General features: G+C 71.2%; 18 protein-coding genes. 13 read left to right on the plus strand and 5 right to left on the minus strand.

All coding sequences use genetic code 11. The features are described from left to right. The first annotated feature begins 14 nt into the window (after window positions 1–14). The 11 genes from GVL05_RS02330 (at window position 15) to GVL05_RS02380 (ending at window position 9,807) form a co-directional block, all read left to right on the plus strand. Entirely contained in the window at window positions 15–1,073 is a 1,059-nt protein-coding gene (locus GVL05_RS02330; RefSeq protein WP_111085415.1) for a polyprenyl synthetase family protein, read from the plus strand. Beyond that, window positions 1,070–2,008, plus strand: a complete 939-nt coding sequence (locus GVL05_RS02335) for a phytoene/squalene synthase family protein (protein ID WP_159570962.1) — start codon at window positions 1,070–1,072, stop codon at window positions 2,006–2,008. Before GVL05_RS02330 ends, GVL05_RS02335 begins: the two co-directional genes overlap by 4 nt. Continuing rightward, entirely contained in the window at window positions 2,005–3,645 is a 1,641-nt protein-coding gene (gene crtI, locus GVL05_RS02340; protein WP_235035804.1) for a phytoene desaturase family protein, read from the plus strand. Before GVL05_RS02335 ends, crtI begins: the two co-directional genes overlap by 4 nt. Beyond that, complete coding sequence (locus GVL05_RS02345; protein WP_111085416.1) at window positions 3,645–3,977, plus strand: lycopene cyclase domain-containing protein; 333 nt, start codon at window positions 3,645–3,647, stop codon at window positions 3,975–3,977. Before crtI ends, GVL05_RS02345 begins: the two co-directional genes overlap by 1 nt. Next, window positions 3,974–4,390 (plus strand): lycopene cyclase domain-containing protein, encoded by a 417-nt coding sequence (locus GVL05_RS02350; protein ID WP_159570965.1) that lies wholly within the window; start codon window positions 3,974–3,976, stop codon window positions 4,388–4,390. Before GVL05_RS02345 ends, GVL05_RS02350 begins: the two co-directional genes overlap by 4 nt. Further along, window positions 4,387–5,325 (plus strand): prenyltransferase, encoded by a 939-nt coding sequence (locus tag GVL05_RS02355; protein ID WP_123293496.1) that lies wholly within the window; start codon window positions 4,387–4,389, stop codon window positions 5,323–5,325. The genes GVL05_RS02350 and GVL05_RS02355 overlap by 4 nt, the downstream gene beginning before the upstream one ends. Window positions 5,326–5,554: 229 nt before the next feature. Then, a complete protein-coding gene (locus GVL05_RS02360) occupies window positions 5,555–6,598 on the plus strand; it encodes a Gfo/Idh/MocA family protein (RefSeq protein WP_159570967.1) in 1,044 nt (347 codons plus the stop codon). A 157-nt stretch (window positions 6,599–6,755) separates the two neighbouring features. After that, window positions 6,756–7,271, plus strand: coding sequence for a hypothetical protein (locus GVL05_RS02365; RefSeq protein WP_159570970.1), 516 nt, complete (start codon window positions 6,756–6,758; stop codon window positions 7,269–7,271). A 4-nt stretch (window positions 7,272–7,275) separates the two neighbouring features. After that, window positions 7,276–8,307 carry a YihY/virulence factor BrkB family protein gene (locus GVL05_RS02370; protein ID WP_159570972.1) on the plus strand — a complete coding sequence of 344 codons (1,032 nt, stop codon included), beginning with the start codon at window positions 7,276–7,278 and terminating at the stop codon, window positions 8,305–8,307. 302 nt (window positions 8,308–8,609) lie between these two features. Beyond that, window positions 8,610–9,101, plus strand: coding sequence for a DedA family protein (locus GVL05_RS02375; RefSeq protein WP_159570975.1), 492 nt, complete (start codon window positions 8,610–8,612; stop codon window positions 9,099–9,101). Window positions 9,102–9,111: 10 nt separating this feature from the next. After that, window positions 9,112–9,807, plus strand: a complete 696-nt coding sequence (locus GVL05_RS02380; RefSeq protein ID WP_131844733.1) for an SDR family oxidoreductase — start codon at window positions 9,112–9,114, stop codon at window positions 9,805–9,807. A gap of 7 nt (window positions 9,808–9,814) precedes the next feature. On the opposite strand, the gene GVL05_RS02385 is transcribed toward GVL05_RS02380, so the two are convergent. Continuing rightward, window positions 9,815–11,386 carry an ABC-F family ATP-binding cassette domain-containing protein gene (locus GVL05_RS02385; RefSeq protein WP_159570977.1) on the minus strand — a complete coding sequence of 524 codons (1,572 nt, stop codon included), beginning with the start codon at window positions 11,384–11,386 and terminating at the stop codon, window positions 9,815–9,817. 272 nt (window positions 11,387–11,658) lie between these two features. On the opposite strand from GVL05_RS02385, the gene GVL05_RS02390 reads away from it, so the two are divergent. Beyond that, a complete protein-coding gene (locus GVL05_RS02390; protein ID WP_131881275.1) occupies window positions 11,659–12,084 on the plus strand; it encodes a DUF3151 domain-containing protein in 426 nt (141 codons plus the stop codon). Between the two features lie 116 nt (window positions 12,085–12,200). Here the strand turns inward: GVL05_RS02390 and GVL05_RS02395 are convergent, their stop codons facing one another. Genes GVL05_RS02395 through GVL05_RS02410 form a run of 4 tightly spaced genes read right to left on the minus strand, consistent with a single transcriptional unit; the run spans window position 12,201 to window position 18,620 of the window. Further along, complete coding sequence (locus GVL05_RS02395; protein ID WP_159570980.1) at window positions 12,201–15,245, minus strand: glycoside hydrolase family 2 TIM barrel-domain containing protein; 3,045 nt, start codon at window positions 15,243–15,245, stop codon at window positions 12,201–12,203. Then, the gene (locus GVL05_RS02400; protein WP_111085425.1) at window positions 15,242–16,177 is read right to left on the minus strand and encodes a carbohydrate ABC transporter permease; all 936 of its coding nucleotides are present in this window, start codon (window positions 16,175–16,177) and stop codon (window positions 15,242–15,244) included. The genes GVL05_RS02395 and GVL05_RS02400 overlap by 4 nt, the downstream gene beginning before the upstream one ends. Continuing rightward, window positions 16,174–17,265, minus strand: a complete 1,092-nt coding sequence (locus GVL05_RS02405; RefSeq protein WP_123293505.1) for a carbohydrate ABC transporter permease — start codon at window positions 17,263–17,265, stop codon at window positions 16,174–16,176. The genes GVL05_RS02400 and GVL05_RS02405 overlap by 4 nt, the downstream gene beginning before the upstream one ends. After that, window positions 17,262–18,620, minus strand: coding sequence for a sugar ABC transporter substrate-binding protein (locus GVL05_RS02410; protein WP_159570982.1), 1,359 nt, complete (start codon window positions 18,618–18,620; stop codon window positions 17,262–17,264). The genes GVL05_RS02405 and GVL05_RS02410 overlap by 4 nt, the downstream gene beginning before the upstream one ends. A 187-nt stretch (window positions 18,621–18,807) precedes the next feature. Here GVL05_RS02410 and GVL05_RS02415 point away from each other — a divergent pair, with 187 nt between their 5' ends. Beyond that, on the plus strand, window positions 18,808–19,971 hold the full coding sequence (locus GVL05_RS02415; RefSeq protein ID WP_123293507.1) for a hypothetical protein: 1,164 nt from the start codon (window positions 18,808–18,810) through the stop codon (window positions 19,969–19,971).

Raw genomic sequence — 19,971 nt, forward strand, 5'->3', positions numbered from 1 at the left:
GATAGGTTAGGCCAATGAGCGAGGAAGCGGCCACCGTGGCGCACATCGACCTCGCGCTCGTCGACGACTGTCTCGAGCGCTTCTTCGTCGTGTCCTCGGCTCGTGCCGCGCGCTACGGCCGTCCGTCCGAGGAACTCTGGCGGGTGCTCCGCAAGGCGAGCCTGGGCGGCAAGCGCTTCCGACCGCGCATGGTCCTGACCGCGTACCTCGGCCTCGGCGGGGACGACGTGCACGCTGCCGCGCACGTCGCCGCGGCCTACGAACTCCTGCACACCGCGCTGGTGGTGCACGACGACGTCATCGACCGTGACTGGGCGCGCCGCGGCCAGCCGAACGTCGCGGGCTCCTACCGCGACGCCGGCACCACCGGTGGGCTGCCACTGCCGACCGCCGAGCACCGCGGGATGAGCGCCGCCGTGATCGCGGGCGACCTCGCGCTCTCCGGCGCGCCGCGGTTCATCGAGTCCTCTGGTGTGACGGGCGAGCGTCGTGGGCGTCTGCTCGAACTGCTCGACGAAGCCGTGTTCGCCAGCGCCGCCGGTGAGATGACCGACGTCGACTTGGCGCTCGGCGTGATGCCGACGGTGGACGAGGTCCTGGCGATGGAACGGGCGAAGACGAGCGTCTACTCGTTCGAGGCGCCGCTGCAGTCCGGTGCCGTGCTCGCCGGCGCGCCCGAGACCGTCGTCACCGCGCTCGGCGCCTTCGGCCGCGAGATCGGCATCGCCTACCAGATCGTCGACGACCTGCTCGGGGTGTTCGGCGACGAGACGACCACCGGCAAGAGCGTGCTGGGGGACCTGCGCGAGGGCAAGCGGACCATGCTCATCGCGTACGCGGCCACGACGGACTGCTGGCCGGACATCGCTCCCTACCTCGGCGACCCGGACCTGACGGAGGAACGCGCGGCCGAACTCCGTGCGACCCTGGTCACCTGCGGCGCCCGTGCCGCAGCCGAGTCCCGGATCGCCGACCACGTCGCACTCGCCCGTGCCGAGCTCTCCGGACTGCCGTACGACCTCGCCGACCGCCTGGAGGGCCTCGTGACCGAACTCGTGGAGCGCGCCCGGTGACGACCGAGACCACCCGGACCGGCAGCGCGCCGTCCGGTCGGCTGCCCCTGTACGACGCCACGGCCGAGGCCGCGTCGAGCGTCGTCATCGACCGCTACTCGACGTCGTTCGGTCTGGCGAGCCGGTTGCTCGCCAAGGACGCCCGCGAGCACATCCGGAACGTCTACGCGCTGGTGCGGGTCGCCGATGAGGTCGTCGACGGTCCCGCGACCGAGGCGGGTCTCGACCCCGACCTGGCTCGGACGGTCCTCGACGAGCTCGAGGCCGACACCGAGCGAGCGATCGCCCTCGGCTTCTCGGTGAACCCCGTCGTGCACGCGTTCGCCCGGACCGCGCGGGTCACGGGCTTCGGCGCGGAGCTCACGAAGCCGTTCTTCGCGTCGATGCGGATGGACCTGGAGCGCACCGAGCACGACGACGCCTCGTTCGACGCCTACGTGTACGGCTCGGCCGAGGTCGTGGGGCTGATGTGCCTGCGGGCTTTCGTCCACCGCGCCGGCCGACCGACCTTCGACCAGGCAGAACTGGTCGCGGGGGCCCGTGCGCTCGGCGCCGCGTTCCAGAAGGTGAACTTCCTGCGGGACCTGCACGCCGACTTCGAGGTGCTCGGTCGCTCCTACTTCCCGGGGGTCGACATCCGTTCGTTCGACGAGGCCACGAAGGACCGGCTGGTCGCCGGCGTGCAGGCCGACCTCGACCACGCGGCCCGGACGATCCGCCTGCTGCCGTCCGACGCGCGCGCCGCCGTCGGACTCGCGCACGCCCTGTTCCAGGAACTCAACGACCGCATCGCCCGCACACCGGCGACGCGCCTGGTGACGACGCGCGTGCGCGTCCCGAACCCGGTGAAGGCACGCCTGGCCGCACAGGTGCTCGCCGGACGCGCCCCCGTGCGGTCGAAGGTGGCCACCCGTCGGCCAGGAGGCACGTCATGACCCCGCCCCGCGCCTCCCGTCCGACGGCCGTCGCCGCCACCACCCGGCGCAAGGTGCCCGCCCGACGCGCCGTCGTGATCGGCGGCGGCATCAGCGGACTGGCGTCCGCGGCGCTGCTCGCGCGGGACGGCTTCGCCGTGACCGTGCTCGAGCAGCGGTCGCAGCTCGGCGGCCGTGCCGGTTCGTGGGAGCGCGACGGCTTCCGGTTCGACACCGGGCCGTCGTGGTACCTCATGCCCGAGGTGTTCGACCACTTCTTCCAGCTGCTCGGTACCTCGGCCGACGCCGAACTCGACCTCGTGAAGCTCGACCCCGGGTACCGCGTCTACAGCGAGGGCAACGACGAGCCGATCGACCTGCGCGCCGACGCCGAGGCGAACATCGCGCTGTTCGAGTCCGTCGAGCCCGGAGCCGGCAAGCGCATCCGGAAGTACCTCGCCTCGGCCGAGGACACCTACGCGATGGCGATCCGCCGGTTCCTGTACACGACGTTCCAGGACCTCACGAAGCTCGCCGCCCCCGACGTGCTCCGTCGCCTGCCGAAGCTCGCCCGGCTCCTCCTGCAGCCGTTGTCGTCCCGCGCTGCCTCGGCGGTCAAGGACCGGCGGCTCTGGCAGATCCTGGGCTACCCGGCCGTCTTCCTGGGCACGAGCCCGTACGCCGCACCGAGCATGTACCACCTGATGAGCCACCTCGACCTCGCCGACGGGGTGCTCTACCCGAAGGGCGGCATCACCGAGGTGATCGCCGCGGTCGAGCGGGTTGCCCGTGCCGAGGGCGCGAAGATCATCGCCGGCGCGAAGGTCGAACGGATCGTCGTCGAGGACGGCGTCGCCACCGGGGTCGTGCACCGCGACCGCGACGGCGTGCAGCACACGGCTCCGGCCGACCTGGTCGTGAGCGCCGCCGACCTGCAGCACACCGAGATGCAGCTGCTCGACCGCGAGCACCGCACCCACGGTGCCGAGCACTGGAAGACCCGCGACCCCGGGCCGAGCGCCGTGCTCGTCTACCTCGGCATCGACGGACCGACGCCCGGCCTGCTGCACCACACCCTGGTGTTCACCGAGGACTGGAAGGCGAACTTCGGCGCGATCTTCGGCAAGGACCGGCACGTCCCCGACCCCGCGTCGATCTACGTCTGCGCGCCGTCGGAGACCGACCCCTCCGTCGCACCCCGCGGCTCGAGCAACCTGTTCATCCTGGTGCCGCTGCCCGCCGACCTGTCCATCGGCAAGGGCGGGATCGACGGTGCCGGCGACTACGAGGTCGAGCAGATCGCCGACCGCGCCATCGACGTCGTCGCCGAGCGTTCGGGCGTCCCCGACCTGCGGGACCGCATCCGGGTCCGCCGGACGATCGGCCCGCGCGACTTCGCCGACGACCTCAACGCGTGGAACGGGTCGATGCTCGGTCCCGCGCACACGCTCAAGCAGAGTGCGTTCTTCCGCGAGAAGAACGCGTCGGCCAAGGTCGAGGGCCTGTACTACGCCGGGGCGTCCACGATCCCGGGCATCGGTCTGCCGATGTGCCTGATCAGCGCCGAGGTCCTGCTCAAGCGGATCCACGGCGACACGAGCACCGAACCGCTGCCGACGCCGCTCGGCACCCCGCGGAACCAGGCCGGCACCGCCTGATGCCGGGGCTGTACCTCGCCGGCCTGGTCGTGTCGCTGATCGGCATGACCGTGCTCGACGCCCGCTTCCGGCTGTTCTTCTGGCGAGCGCCGTGGCGTGCGGCTGCGGTGATGGTCGTCGGCGTCGCGTTCTTCATGGTGTGGGACGTCGCCGGGGTCGCGTACGGCATCTTCTTCATCGGCCCGCAGCACCTGCTGACCGGGGTGCTGCTCGCCCCCGAGGTCCCGCTCGAGGAACTCTTCTTCCTGCTGCTGCTCTGCTACTCGACGATGGACCTGGTCGGCTTCGTCCGGCCCGTCGTGCAGCGGTCGCTCGGACGGCGGCGCCCGTGACCGGCTCCGGCGCGTACGCCTTCCTGGCCCTGCCGTTCTTCGCCGTCGTGGCGGTGGTGGCGGTCGTCGCCGGCATCGTGGCCGCGCGCCGTGCACGAACGGCGGGACGCGCACCGGGGCCCGGCCGCCGGGTCGCACTGGTCACGTCGCTCGTCGCCGGGGTCGCGCTGCTCGTGATGACGATCGTGTTCGACAACGTCATCGTGACCCTGCGCATCGTCGCCTACGACCCCTCGCTCATCAGCGGGGCGAAGATCGGGGCGATCCCGGTCGAGGACCTCGCCTACGCGATGGCGGCGATCGTGCTGCTGCCCAGCCTCTGGGTCCTGTTCGACCGGACGGGCCCGCGCGACCCGGCCGCCGCGCGCCCCGCGCCCGACCCGACCACCGCACCACCGGAGGACACCCCGTGAACGCCAGCACCGCCTCCAGGCCGTCGACCCTGCGAGCCCTGTTCGTCTCGTCGCGTCCGATCAGCTGGGTGAACACCGCCTACCCGTTCGGTGCCGCGTACCTGCTCGGCAGCGGGGTCGGCGTCAGCGTTGACGACAGCGGCGGCGGCGGGTTCTCGCTCGTCGCGTTCCTGGTCGGCGTCGTGTACTTCCTGGTGCCCTACAACCTGGCGATGTACGGCATCAACGACGTCTTCGACTACGAATCCGACCTGCGCAACCCGCGCAAGGGCGGCGTCGAGGGGGCGCTGCTCGACAAGAGCGTCCACCGCACCACGCTCTGGGCCGTCGTCGCCACGAACGTGCCGTTCCTGGTCGCGCTCGTCGTGCTCGGGGCGGTGAGCGGGAACGGGCCCTGGTCGTGGCTCGTCCTCGCGATCAGCGTCTTCGCCGTCATCGCGTACTCGGCGCCGGGGCTGCGGTTCAAGGAGAAGCCCTTCCTCGACTCCCTGACCTCGTCGACCCACTTCGTCTCGCCCGCGATCTACGGCCTGGCGCTCGCCGGACCGCACTGGACCGGCCAGCTCGTCGCCGTCTGCATCGCGTTCTTCCTGTGGGGGGTCGCCTCGCACGCCTTCGGCGCCGTGCAGGACGTCCTGGCCGACCGGGCCGGCGGCATCGGGTCGGTCGCGACCGTCATCGGTGCGCGGGCGACCGTGCGACTCGCGTTCGTCGCGTACCTGGTCGCCGGCGTCGCGCTGCTCTTCTCGGCGTTCCCCGGACCGATCGCCGCCGTCGTCGTGATCCCGTACGCGCTCAACGTGCTGCCGTGGTGGAACATCACGGACCAGGGTGCCGAGGCCGCGAACGCCGGGTGGAAGCGGTTCCTCTGGATCAACTACCTGGCTGGGTTCATCGTGACGATGGCGCTCATCGCCTACGCCTTCACACACTGAGCGCCCGGGTCGCGCTGGTCGCGGTCGGGCTCCGTCAGCGTCCCGTCGAGGTTCCGAAATCTCGGCATCTCGACGTCGCCCGGCGCGATCCGTGGAACCTCGACGCCGCGGACGCGGCATGTCGTGGAACCTCGGCGCCCGAACCTCGGCGCCCACCGCCCGCAGCACTGACAGACTGGACGGACGCGTCACGGGAGTCGTGACGCGGCAGCCACGAAGGAGTGCACGCATGACGGTCCGGATCATCCACGTCGGTCTCGGAGGGTGGGGCGGCAACTGGGCCCGCACCGCCATCCCAGAGGTCTCCGAAGTGGAGGTGGTCGGGATCGTCGACCCGGTGCCGGCGACGCTGACCGCCGTGCAGCAGGACCTCGGGCTGCCCGCGTCCGCTGCGTTCGCGTCCCTGACCGAGGCGCTCGCCGGGGTCGAGGCCGACGCCGTCGTCATCACCGCCCCCGCCGTCACCCACGTGCCGCTCGCGCTCGAGGCCCTCGACGCCGGCAAGCACGTCCTGGTCGAGAAGCCGTTCGCCAACACCACGGACGAGGCCGTCACCGCCGTGCGCCGTGCCGAGGAGCTCGGCCTCGTGCTGCAGGTCAGCCAGAACTACCGCTGGTACCCGGCACCGCGCGCCGTGCAGGACCTGCTCGCTGCGAACACCGTGGGCGAGCTCTCCGCGATCAACGTCGACTTCCGGCAGTGGGACAACGACCTGGCGTTCGAGGAACACCCGCACTACAAGTTCCCCCACGCCATGATCAACGACATGGCCATCCACCACTTCGACCTGCTGCGGATGGTCACCGGGCAGGAGGCCGTCCGGGTCTTCACCAAGGCGACCTTCCCGTCGTACAGCAAGTACCAGGACGAAGCCATCGCCTCGATGCTCATCGAGCTCGATGGTGGGCTGGTCGTCAGCTACCGCGGCAGCTGGCTGAGCCGCGGCCCCCGCACGGCGTGGGCCGGCGAGTGGAGCATCCAGGGCGAGGACGGCGAACTCTGGTTCACCAGCCGCGACGGAGCGCCGAACGCGGTCGACGGCGACGTGGTCACCCTCCGCCGCACCCAGGACGACGAGGCCGAGCCCGTCGAGCTGCCCGTGCTCGAGCACACCGACCGCCAGGGCGGGCTGCAGGCCTTCGCCCGTTCGGTCGAGGGCGGTCCGGCACCGGCGACGAGCGGCCGCGACAACCTGCGCAGCCTCGCACTCATGGAGGCAGCCGGTCGTTCGGCTGCCAGCGGCCAGCCCGAGGACGTCGTCGTCCCGTCCTGAACGCCGTGACCGACGGACGGGAGGCCCGTGGCGGGCCCGCCACGGGCCTCCCGTCCGCCCTGGGGCCACGCCCACTGCCGCAGGAGCGACACCGAGCAGGAGGCCTCACCGCGGCCATCTGGGCGCGCCCCCGGCCCCACCGTGTAGAAACTGGGGAATGGCCAAGGACAGTCTCCCCGAGCTCGAACTCGCGAACGTCCGCACGCGTGAGCGCATGACCGACACCGTCATCGAGCTCAAGCGCCGTGCGAACCTCCCGGCGCGGGCACGGCTCGCAGCCGCGAAGACCCGCCAGCGCTGGCACCGTGACCCGACCCCGCTCGTCGCGATGGGCATCACCGGGCTGACCGGTGTCGCGGCGATCGTCCTCGGCGTCGCGCTGCGCAACCGCCCCGCCGGACACCTGGCGACGCCACCGGCAAGTTCGGCGTTCACCGCGCTGCTGCCCTTCGGCGCGCGCGGCGACGGCCCCTCGGCGAAGGAGCAGGCACAGTCCGGCCGCAAGGGTCGCAAGGCCCGGGCGAAGGCCGCCGAGCAAGCGCTGGACCGTGACCCGGCCCACAAGGCCCGCGTGAAGCAGCAGACCGGCATCGCCGCGGTCCAGCGACGGGCGAACAAGAACCGCAAGGCCGCCGTGAAGCGGTCGAAGCAGGCCCTGAAGGCGCGGGGGTAGTCCGATGGCGCAGGAGCAGCAGAAGCCGGACCCGGACGACTCCCGGAAGCCGGACAGCCCCACCGACCTCACCAAGCCCACGCTCGTCTACACGCTGAAGAAGACCCTGCGCGAGTTCACCGGCGACCAGTGCACCGACCTCGCGGCGAGCCTGACCTACTACACCGTGCTCGCGCTCTTCCCCGGACTGTTGGCGATCGTCTCGATCCTGGGCCTCGTGTCCGACCCTCAGCAGACCATCGACTCCCTGCTGACGATCATCGGCAACGTCGGGTCGCAGAGCGTCGTCGACCTGCTGAAGGAGCCGATCGAGGGCCTCGTCCGGTCGCCCGCCGCCGGCATCACGTTCGTGGTCGGCATCGTCGGCGCGATCTGGTCGGCTTCCGGGTACGTCGGCGCCTTCGGCCGGGCGATGAACCGGATCTACAACGTCCGCGAGGGCCGACCGATCTGGAAGCTCCGCCCGACCATGCTCGGCGTGACGGTGTTCACCGTCGTCATGCTCGTCATCGGCCTGCTCGTGCTCGTCTCGGGCCCGCTCGCGCGGAGCTTCGGCGACGTCATCGGACTCGGCGACGCCGCCGCGACGGTCCTGCTGATCGTGCAGTGGCCGATCCTGCTCGTCGTCGCGATCATCGTCGTCGCGGTGCTCTACTACTGGGCGCCGAACGTCAAGCAGCCCAAGTTCCGGTGGGTGAGCGGTGGGTCGATTCTGGCGATCCTCATCCTGATCATCGCGAGCGTCGGCTTCGGGTTCTACGTCGCCAACTTCTCGAACTACAACGCCACGTACGGCTCCCTCGGTGGGGTCATCGTGTTCCTGTTGTGGCTCTGGATCACGAACAACGCGCTGCTGTTCGGTGCCGAGTTCGACGCCGAGCTCGAGCGCGGCCGGCAGCTGCAGGCCGGCATCCGTGCGGAGGAGGACATCCAGCTCCCCGAGCGCGACACCCGCCAGATCGAGAAGCAGGACGAGAAGCGCGCGCAGGACGTCCTCGAGGGGATCAGGATCCGGCAGGGCGCCGACGGCGACTGACCGAATCCGGTAAACTGGTGCAGCGGACCCGCCCCACTCTCGTGGATCAGGCGGGTCTAGCTGTTTCTCCGGGCACGTGCAACGGCGCACCGTTTCGGTCCAGGGGTCGCAGGTGCTGGTCGTACCAATTTCATCCGAACGCGTTGCGTGGGTGCCGGTTGAGGTGGATGTTCACCGTGTACGCCACGAGGTCGGCGATCTGCGCCCACTGCGAACGACGGCTGTCATGTGCCACCGGGTCCTCGAGCACGCGGCGCGTCTACTCCAGGCGTCCGCGGGGGTCGGCGCGCTACGGTGCGACCGTGCCCGCCTTCCTCGACGGGCTGCCGTTCTGGCAGCTCGTCCTCGCGCTCTTCGTGATCGTGTTCTGCCGTGCGCAGGCCACGTACTGGGTCGCGCGTCTCGCAGTGACGGGTGCCTCGCGCTCCCGCTGGGGTCGTTGGCTGCACTCGCCGGCGGTCCGCCGCGGCTCAGTGCTCCTCGAACGCTGGGGCCTGCCGGTGGTGACGGTGAGCTTCGTGGTGGTCGGGCTGCAGACGGTGATGAACGCGGCCGCGGGGCTCGCCCGCGTGGCGTGGTGGCGCTACACGATCGCGATGGTGCCGGGGTGCGTCGCGTGGGCCTTCCTCTACGCCACCGTCGGGCTCGCGGTGTTCTGGGCGGTCGTCGCCGCGCTGGCCGGCTCGCCCTGGGGCATCGCGGCGGTGGCCGTCCTGGTGGTCGCGATGGTCGTCGCGGTGACGGTTCTCCACAGATCGCGGAACCGGACAGGAGGCCCGGCCCGGCTTCCGTAGGCTGGCCCACGTGACGACAGAACAGCTCCAGAACCGTCCGGTCGCCCTGGTGACCGGTGCCACCCGCGGCATCGGCCGCGCGATCGCGACCGACCTCGGTCGCACCCACCACGTGTTCGTCGGCGGGCGGAACGCCGAGGCAGTGGACGCCCTCGTCGCCGAGCTGCCGAGCGCCGTGCCGTTCGTCGGTGACCTCGGCGCGGGGGACCTGCCGCCGCTGCCCGACCGGCTCGACGTGCTCGTGCACTCCGCCGGTGTCGAGCAGGGCACGACCATCGCCGACACCCCGCGTGCCGTGTGGGAGCAGGTCTTCGCCACGAACCTGTTCGCGGTCGCCGAGCTCACCCGGGTGGCGCTGCCGGCACTCCGGGCGGCTCGGGGCATCGTCGTGCCGATCAACAGCGGTTCCGGGTTCCACTCCGGCCCCGGCGGTGGTGTGTACGCGGCGTCGAAGTTCGCACTGCGGGCCTTCGCCGATGCCCTGCGCGAAGAAGAACGGGCGAACGGCGTCCGGGTCTCGAGCGTGCACCCGGGCCGGACGGACTCGGACATGCAGCGGGCGCTGACCGAGAAGCTCGGCGAGGACTACGACACCGCGTACTACCTGGCGCCGGAGGACGTGGCCGCCGCCGTCCGGACGGTCGTCGACCTGCCGGAGCGCGGCACCGTCGAGTCGCTCGCGATCCGACCGACCCGACGGCGCTGACAGCGGGCTACGACAGCTCGATGCGCGCGTCGAGCTTGAGTCGGTCGAGGAACGTCTCGTCGTGGCTGACCACGACGAGCGCGCCGCGGTAGGCCCGCAGCGCGTCGACGAGCTGGTCGACGCTCGTCAGGTCGAGGTCGTTCGTCGGCTCGTCGAGCACCAGCAACTGCGGCGGCGGGTCGGCCAGCACCAGGCTCGCCAACGCCACCCGGAAGCGCTCCCCGCCGGACAGCGCCCCGGCGAGCCGGTCGACGGTGTCGCCGCGCACCAGGAACTTCGCGAGGCGGTTCCGCACCTCGGCGACGGCGACGTGCGGGGCGTCCCGTCGCACGTTGTCGAGCACCGTGGCGGAGTCGTCGAGGGTGTCCTTCCGCTGCGGCAGGTACGCGATCCGCTCGACGTGGGCGACGGCACCGGTGTCGGGGAGCGGGTGCTCCCGGGCCTCCGGCGCACCGACGAGCTGTTCGAGCAGGGTGGACTTGCCGACGCCGTTGTCCCCGGTGACGGCGATCCGCTCCGGCCCCTGCACGATCACGTCCCGCCCGCGAACCGTGACGGTCGCGATCTGCCGTGACGCCGGCACGTCCGGGTCGGGCAGGGTCACGTGGATGGACTCGTCGTCGCGCAGCCGGAGCTGTGCCTCCCGCTTCGTCTCGAGGGCAGCGGCCTCGTCGTCCGCGTACCCGACGCGCAGTCGGCCGGCGGTCTGCTCGCCCTTCTTCCGCAGCTCGTTCGCGTAGCCCTTCGGCATGTTCTCGACGGCCTTCACCCCGGCGCGCGCTCGCCGGGCGATCTTCGTCTCGGCCTCGATGCGCTGCCGCTTCTCGGTGCGGTGTCGCTGTTCGGCGACCCGGACCTCCCGTTCGACGGCCGCCTGCTGCACGGCCACGTGCTCCTCGAACGCACTGAACGTCCCGCCGAACACGGTCATCGCACCGGCGCGGAGCTCGCACGTCTCGTCGACGTGCTCGAGGAGCTCCCGGTCGTGACTGACCACCACGAGGGTGCCGCGCCAGTCGTCGACCAGGTCGAGCAGGAGCCCTCGTGCCCGACGGTCGAGGTTGTTCGTCGGTTCGTCGAGGAACGCGATCGGACGGCCGCGCAACCGCACCCCGGCGACGGCGACGAGCACGGACTGCCCGCCGGACAGCGTCGACACCGGGCGTTCCAGGTCGGCGCCGTCGAGTCCGACGCTCGCGATCGCGGCGGCGGCCCGTTCCTCGAGGTCCCACTCGTCGCCGACCGCCTCGAAGTGCTCGGGGGACGCGTCACCGGACAGGACGGCCCGGAGTGCGGTGAGCGTCGACCGGATGCCGAGCAGGTCGGCGACGGCGTCGTCGATCCCCGTTGCGAGGCGCTGCGGCAGGTGGTCGACGGGGCCGGACGTCGAGATGGTACCCGACGTGGGGTGGAGCCGACCGGTCGCGAGCCGGACCAGCGTGGACTTGCCGGCCCCGTTCCTCCCGACCAGGCCGGTCCGGCCACGCCCGAAGGCGGCGGTGAGGTGGTCGAGCGCGACGGTGCCGTCGGGCCAGGCGAAGGTGACGTCGTGCAGGACGACGGATGGACTGCTGGGCATGGGGATGCCTCCCGGTGTCGATGCTGGGCGCACGACACCGAACCCACCGCTGTGCGGTGGAGCGCCCGACGGGGCGCGCGATCACGGTGTCAGCGCGTGGGCTGAGCAGAACCGGTGATCGACAGCAATCCGTCTTCTTCCGTCGGGGACCCCCGTGTCCGCCATCCGTGCCGCCGGTCGGTCTCCCGCCCCGGGGGCCTCGTGATGACGACGAGGTGCCTCCCACGGTAATCCCGGCCACGGGGACGCGCAAGGGATGACAGGCTGGGGGCATGCCGGAGAACCTGTTGCCGAACCCGTCGACGAACCCCGAGACCCTGCTGCCCGCCGAACCCGAGGTGACCGCGGCACTCGCCGCCGACGCCCCCGTCGCCAGCGTGGTGGTGTCGCACCCGTCGTCGAGCCTGGCGTGGGCCCTGCTCGCCGACGAGGCCTGGGAGCGTGGCGCGGCGCTCGAGTCGTACGCCTACGCCCGTGTCGGGTACCACCGCGGGCTTGACGCCCTGCGCAAGGCCGGCTGGCGCGGTGCCGGTCCGGTGCCGTGGGCGCACGAGCCGAACCGGGGCGTGCTCCGTGCCCTGTTCGCCCTGCGCCGTGCGGCCGAGGCGATCGACGAGCCCGGCGAGCCCGAGCGTCTGACCGACTTCCTGAACGCGAGCGACCCCGAGGCCCTGCGCGCCCTGTCCGCCGACGCGTAGCGCGGTCGCGGCGCAGTCGACAGATCGCGCCCCGTGATCGTCGTCGCGCCCCGAAGAGCCGGGGCGCGACGACGACAGCGGGGCGCGGACGAGCCGGACCCGACCCGACCCGACCCCTACGCCAGCACGACGCTCCACGAGAACGCCTGCGGCCAGAGCTGGTGCTCCGGCAGCACGTCGAGGCCGCACGCGCGGGAGCCGAGCCCGTGCTGTGCCGCGTCGAGGTACAGGTACAGGTGGTCCGACGTCGGCAGCTCGTACGGGTGTTCGGCGCGGTCGATCTGCTGCGCGGTCCACGGCGACAGGGTGAAGCCCGCACGGTGCGACCCCACGGTCGACACCGTGAACGGCCCGACGGACAACGAGCGCAGCGCAGGCCGGTGCCCGGTCTCCTGCGGCCGCGAGTACTCGACCCCGAGCGACCGCACCGGAGCGGTGAACCGACCGACCCGGGCAGCGTGCGACGAGTCGGCGTACGACTCGAGCGGTCCGGTGCCGAACCACGTGGCCGTCTCGTCGGCCAACCCGGCCGGCAGGTCGAACCGCACCCCGATCCGCGGCCAGGTGACGTCCCACGCCCCGAACGGCACCGCGTCGGTCTGCAGCACGAGCCCGTCGGACGTCAGGGTCCAGCGGTGCGTGACCTCGAGGCCCCACCCGCTGTTCGCCGCCGCCACCCGCACCCGCTGTTCCAGGCCGGAGTCGGTCCGTGCCACCGACACCAGGCGGTGGCTCAGCCGGTCCAGACCACGGTCCCGCCAGCGCGAGGCCGACGGGGGAGCGTCCGGGTCACCGACACCGTGCGTCAGCACCGGGTCCGCCGTCTCGTAGCCGCCCTGCGACGCCAAGCGGTCGTTGTCGGTCGGGGCGCGCCAGAGCTCCAGGCGGGGTCCTGCGACCTCGTGTCCCTTCCAGGACACCAGGTCGCCGCGGTCCGAGAACGTCCCGACGCCGAGACGGTCGCCGTCCCACCCCTGCCGGGAGGCCCGTGGTGCGTCCGCCACACGGCTCGCGACGAGCCGCTGGGTGCGTGCGACGACGTGGCCGGTGTCCGCCCACGCGGTCGGGCCCGCCAGTTCGGCGGTCAGGTCGAGCCAGAGTTCGTCGCCGGGTGCGAGTTCGGCGGTGGCCGCGTCGAGCACCTCGGACGGCACCGGGACGGTCGCCGACTCGCGGGCGGCCACCACACCGGCGGCGAACCGACCGGAGGCCTCGACGACGCCGTTCCGCGACAGGGTCCAGCAGAACCGCAGCCCGGCGGTCGAGGCCGAGTGGTACCGGTTCTCGACCAGGATCGTGGTGTCCGACACCGCCAGGCGGATCGGCGCGACCACGGCCGCGAACTCGGCGAGCCCCGGGGTCGGGGAGTCGTCGGGCAGCACCAGGCCGTCCATCACGAAGTTGCCGTCGTGCACGACCTCGTGGAAGTCGCCGCCGTAGGCGTAGTAGTCCTGGCCGGACGCCGTCTGCGCCAGGAGTCCGTGGTCGCGCCACTCCCACACGAACCCGCCGTGCAGGCGCGGGTACCGGTCGACCAGGGCCTCGTACTCGGCGATCTGGCCGGGGCCGTTGCCCATCGCGTGGACGTACTCGCAGTGGATGAACGGCTTCGAGCGTTGCCGTGCGGCCTCGGCCGGGCCGCAGCCGAGCAGGGGCGTCGGGGTGCCGCCGCCGATGGACTCGGTCTCCTGCAGCGACGGGTACATCCGCGAGTACACGTCGGTGTACTCGCCCGTGTAGTCGCCCTCGTAGTGCACGGGGCGCTCGGCGTCGCGGTCGTGCACCCACTGCGACATCGCCGCCAGGTTCCGGCCGGTGCCGGACTCGTTGCCGAGCGACCACATCACGATGGACGGGTGGTTCTTGTCCCGCTCGACGGTCCGTGCGACGCGGTCGAGGTAGGCGTCCGCCCAGGCCGGGTCGTCCGACGGGTTGCCGACCCAGCCGGTGAAGATGAACCCGTGGGTCTCGAGGTCGGTCTCCAGGATCACCCAGAAGCCGAGCTCGTCGGCCAGGTCCAGCACGCGGGGGTGCGGCGGGTAGTGCGAGGTGCGGATCGCGTTGACGTTGTTGCGCTTCATGAGCGCCATGTCCGCGCGGGCGTGCTCCTCGTCGAAGACGCGGCCGCGGACGGGGTGGGTCTCGTGCCGGTTCACGCCGTGGAACACCACGCGCTCGCCGTTCACCAGGAACCGGTCGCCCTCGATCGACACGGTGCGGAAGCCGAGCCGCAACGAGACGGTCTCGCCACCGGCGGCACCGCCGGCGTCCGTGCCGGTCGACACCGTCGCGTCGTACAGCTTCGGCAGCTCCGCGCTCCACGGCTCGACGCCCTCGACCTCGATCGGCGTGACCTCGTCGGCCGTCGCCCACGTCACGTCGACGCCGAGGTCGGGCACCGCGAACCGCACCGGGAAGCCAGCGTCCAGCGTCGGGAACGTGATGGTCCCGCTGCCGGTCGCCGGGCGTCCGGACGCAGCCGTCCCGGCCGTCGCGGCACTGCCCAACGTGGGCGCCCAGGAAGCCCTGACGAACACGTCGTCGATCGGCGCCGTCGGACGGGCGAGCAGCGTGACGTCGCGGAAGATCCCCGGCAGCCACCACTGGTCCTGGTCCTCCAGGTACGAGGCCGCCGACCACTGGTGCACCCGCACGGCCAGGTCGTTCGACCCCGGACGGAGCAGCTGCGTGACGTCGAACTCGGTCGCCAGGCGGGACCCGGTCGACCAGCCCACGAGCGTGCCGTTCAGCCACACCCGGAAGTGCGACTCGACCCCGTCGAACCGCAGCAGCACCCGACCGGCGGCCGCGAAGGACGCCGGCAGCTCGAACGTCCGCCGGTGGTCACCGGTGGGGTTCTCGTCCGGCGGGTGCGGCGGGTCGATCGGGAACGGGTACTGCAGGTTCGTGTAGCTCGGCGACCCGTGCCCGTGCAGCACCCAGTGCGACGGCACCGGGAGCTCGCCCCACGCGGGGTCGTCCTCCACGGCGGCGTCGGTGGCGAACGCGTCGGACACCGATGCGACCGGCGACCACCGGAAGCGCCAGTCGCCGTTCAGCGAGAGCGACGGTGCGTCGGTGTGGAGCGCGGCCCGCGGGGGGAGCCGTGATGCCGAACCCGGCGAGGTCGAGTGGAGGTCGTCGAGTGCGGAGTTGGTCAACCCTTGACCGATCCTTCCGTGAGGCCCCCGCGCCAGAAGCGCTGCAGGACGATGATGGCGATGACGAGCGGGATGACCGAGACGAGCACCCCGCCGGTGGTGAGCTGGTAGAACTCCGGCAGGCGGTCGACCTGCGAGCGCCAGTTGTTCAACCCCAGTGTGATCGGGTACAGCTTCTGGTCTGCCAGCATGATGAGCGGCAGGAAGAAGTTGTTCCAGATGCCGACGACCTGGAACAGGAACACGGTCACCAGGGCCGGGGTCATCTGCCGGAGCACGACGGTGTGGAAGATCCGGAGCTCGCTGGCACCGTCGATGCGTGCTTGTTCGAGCAGCGTGGTGTCCACCGACGCCGCTGCGTACACCCGGCACAGGAACAGGCCGAACGGGGAGACGAGGCTCGGGATGAGCACGCTCCAGTACGTGTCGGTCAGGCCCAGCGTCGAGAACAGCAGGAACAGCGGCAGCGCCGTCGCGGTCCCGGGCACGAGCACTCCGCCGAGGATCGTGCCGAACACGAACTGCCGACCCTTGAAGTCGTACTTCGCCAGGGCGTACCCGCCGGCCGCGGCGAAGTAGGTCGCCAGGACCGCACCGACGCCGGAGTACAGGATGCTGTTCGCGATCCACCGGACGAAGATGCCGCCGTCGTAGGTGAACACCTGCTGCAGGTTGCTCCACAGTGCGAACTCGCCGCCGAACCAGAACCCGTTCGTCGAGAACAGCGCGCCGGTCGTCTTCGTCGCGGCGATGACGACCCAGTACAGCGGGACGAGGAAGTACAGCGCGACGATGACGAGGATGCCCGTCACGACGATCTGCGAGCGCGGGGACCGGTCGAGCTTGCGGCGCTGGTGCGCCGAGATCGACGTGGTGTCCACGGGGACGGCGGTCTTCGCCGTGGCCGGCGCTTCGATGGCTTCGCTGGTCATGCGTCCGCCCCCTTCGTTCCGTTCTGCAGACCGGACCTGGCCTGGAGGCCCGGTGCGGCTTGGGAAGTACCGGTGCTGCCCGCCGCAGCGCGCGTCTGGAGCGCGGTACGGGCCTCCAGGCCGTCACGCTTGGCGCGCTTGCGCCGGTCGCGTTCGTCCTTCGGCGCGCGGTTCGTCAACGCGAGGAACGCGAACGACAGGATGAACGCGGCCAGCGCGATGATGACCGCCTGCGCACTCGCGACGCCGTACTCGTTGAACGCGAACGCGTTCGTGTACGCGGCGTAGTTCGGCGTGTACTCGGTGTCGATCGCCGGGGCGACCGTGGACAGGATCTGCGGCTCGGCGAAGAGCTGCAGCGTGCCGATGATCGAGAACACCGTGGTGAGCACCAGGGCCGGCGCGATGAGCGGGATCTGGATCCGCCACGCGACCTGGAACGGGCCGGCACCGTCCATCTTGGCGGCCTCGTAGACCTCGCCGGGGATCGACTTCAGCTGGGCCACGATGATGAGCATGTTGTAGCCCGTGTAGGTCCACGTGACGATGTTCGCGATCGACCACAGCACGCTGTTCGCGCCGAGGAAGTCCGGCTGCAGCCCCATCGACTGCAGCAGCGACACGATCGGCGACAGGCCGGGCACGTACAGGAACGACCACAGGATCGTCGCGATGACGCCGGGGACGCCGTACGGCATGAAGTAGATCGCCCGGAAGAAGCCCGGCCAGCGGGCGCTCGCCGACTCGAGCAGCAGCGCCAGGATCGTGCAGGCGATGATCATCACCGGGACCTGCACGATGCCGAAGAGCAGCATGCGGCCGATCGAGGCGACGAAGCCGGAGTCCTGCAGGGCGATCGCGTAGTTGTCGAAGCCGGCGAACTTGCCGACGACGCCGTCCTCGCCGAACAGGCCCTCGCGGTCGACGGTCGTGAACGACTGGAACAGGGCGCTGATGATCGGGATGATGAACGTCAGCAGGAACAGGGCCAGGAACGGCGCGAGCAGGATCCACGGGGCACGCTTCTGCGCACTCGTGGCCTTCGTGCTCGTGCGGAAGGCGGGTCGCGTGCTGGTCTGCTGGCTCATCGTGCCGTCCTGACGCTGAGGCCCTTGTCCTTGAAGGACTGGACGATCTCCCGCTGCGCGAGTTCCACCGCGTCGGAGAGCTTGAGGCCGGAGGTGAGCTTGCGGCGGAACTGGTTCTGCAGACTCGTGAACGCCGACTGGGTCACGGGGGACCAGGACCAGTCGATGTTCTGCTCCTTCGAGGCCGGCACGAAGACGTCCTCGTTGTAGTTCTGGCCGGAGAACCACTTCGACGGCTGCTCACGCTGCTTGCCGATGTAGTCGACCGCGGGCGACCAGCCGATGCCGCAGTGCTTGATCATCGCGTCGATGCCCTCCTTCGAGGTGGTCATCCACGTGATGAACTCGAGCGCCTCCCTCGGGTGCTTCGCGTTCGCCAGGACCGCCGCCGTCGAACCACCGATGGCGCTCGAGCCGAAGCCGTCGGCGCCCCACTTCTGCATCGGGGCGACCTTCCACTTGCCCTCGCCGCCCTGCACGGACTCGATCAGGGCGTCACCCCAGCTCGCGCTCGTGACCGCGGCGATCTTGCCGCTCGCGGCCGAGGCGTACCAGCCGGGGGAGTACGCACCGGCGCTGGTGTCGACGAGCTTGTCGTCGATGACCCCGTCGAAGAAGTCCGCGACCATCAGGGTCTTGTCGTCGGTCATGTCGACGACCCACTCGTCACCGTCGACCTTGAACCAGCGGGCGCCGGCCTGCTGTGCGTACGCGGCGAACGGTGACGCGTCCGAGACCGGGAACACCTCGAGGTAGTTCTGCTTGCCCGTCTTCCGGACCTTCTCGGCCAGCTCGCGCCACTCGTCCCACGTCGTCGGGGGCTCACCGCCGGCCTGCTCGAGCAGGGCGGTCTGGTAGTAGAAGCCCATGGGGCCGGTGTCCTGCGGGATGCCGTAGATGCCGTCGACGAAGGACACCTGCGCCCACGCCGCCTCGTCGTACTTGGACTCGAAGTCCTTCGCGCCGTAGCGGGCGAGGTCGACGAGACCGTTGGCGAGCATGAACTCGGGGATCTGCCGCAGCTCGACCTGACCGATGTCCGGACCGCCGCCGGCCGCCAGCGCGGAGTACATCTTCTGGTACCCGCCGCTGTTGCCACCGGGGATCCAGTTCGCCGACACCTGGATGTTCGGGTGCGTCTTGTTCCAGACGTCGCAGACCTTCTGCAGGTCCTTCAACCAGGCCCAGTAGGTGAGCTGGACGGTCTCGCCCGACGCGGCGGCCGGCACGAGGGCGGCCTTGTTCACGTTGGTGGAACCGGGGACCGCGCAGCCGGCGAGCAGTCCTGCCGCCGCCGTGCCGATGCCGAAGCCCAGGAGTTGTCGTCTGGAGATGGGTCGTGGTCGTGGCGTCATTGCCGCACTCCGGTTCGTCGTCGATTCGGGGTCCAGGTCAGCCAACCACAAAACCGAGCGTCGTTGCAGATTCGCGCCTGGGTGTTCGCTCCCGACTGTGGACGCCCGGTGGCGGCGAGGTGGAGTGTGGTCGCACGTGAGAGCGCCGGAGCTCATCGGCTCCGGCAACCGTCCGAGAGGAGCTGCCATGACGTCGACCAACGCGACGAGCGAACTGCACCGGATCCTGGGAGAGCGACTGGAGGGCGGCGGCACCTGGGCCTGGGCCTACGCCGACGTCTCCGGCAACGTCGAGGATCCCCGACGACAGGCGGCGCTCAAGCTCCGCGGTGTTGAGGAAGGGCTCCGGGCACAGGGTGCGTCCGACGAGGTCGTCGACGCCGTCGCCACCGAGTTCGAGCAGGAGCCCGGTGTCCCCTCGCCCGTCACCCGGTACGTGCTCGTGCACGACGGCGAGGTCGTGCTGAGCGAGGTCCTGCCCGGGCCGCTGCACGGATCGGAGTCCGTCGGCGTCGGAGCCGTGCCGGACCTCGTGCCGCTCGTCGCCCACCGTCCCGTCGACCTGCCGTTCCTGGTGGTCCACGCCGGCAAGGAGGGCGGGGCGTTCCGCGCCTACCGCCTCGGGCACGCCCCGGTCGCGGCCGACGCGTCCGAGCAGCAGGTGGCGGGCCGGAACGACACCCTGCACTACGCCAAGGCCGGCACCGGGTGGAAGCAGCCGCACTGGCAGCAGCACACCGAGGAGATCTGGAAGCAGAACTCGTCGGAGACCGCTGCCGCCGTCGACGAGGCCGTGCGGACGATCCGCCCCGGACTCGTCGTCGTCGCCGGTGACGTCACCGCGCGCGAGCTGCTGGTGAAGGCACTCTCGTCCGAGACCCGTGCACTCGTCTCGGTGTTCCCGGGCGACCCGCGCGCCGACGCCGGTTCGAAGCAGGCGTTCGTCGAGCACGTCGAGACCGCACTCGCCCGCGTCGTCGCCACCCGCCGTCACGACCTCGAGGACTCGCTCCGCACGCACGTCGGCCGTGGCGACAACCAGGTCGTCACCGGCCTCGGACCCGTCGTCGAGGCGCTGCAGCAGGCCCAGGGCGCGACCGTCGCCCTCGACGCCGTGGCCATCGGCGACCGGACGCTGCTCGCGCTCGCCGGGGCGCCGTGGGTCGCCACCGCGCCGGAGCAGGCCGCGGGGACGCCGGTCATCGGGGCGGTGCCGGCGGTGTGCGCGCTCGTGCGGGCCGCGGTCCTGACCGACGCCGAGCTCGTGCTCGTCAACGCCGCATCGCTGCCCGGTGGCGCTCCCGCCGCCGCGCTGCTGCGCTGGCCGGTGGGTCCGGTCGTCCCCGCCTAG

It is taken from the genome of Curtobacterium sp. 18060, from assembly GCF_902706105.1.
Lineage (GTDB): Bacteria > Actinomycetota > Actinomycetes > Actinomycetales > Microbacteriaceae > Curtobacterium.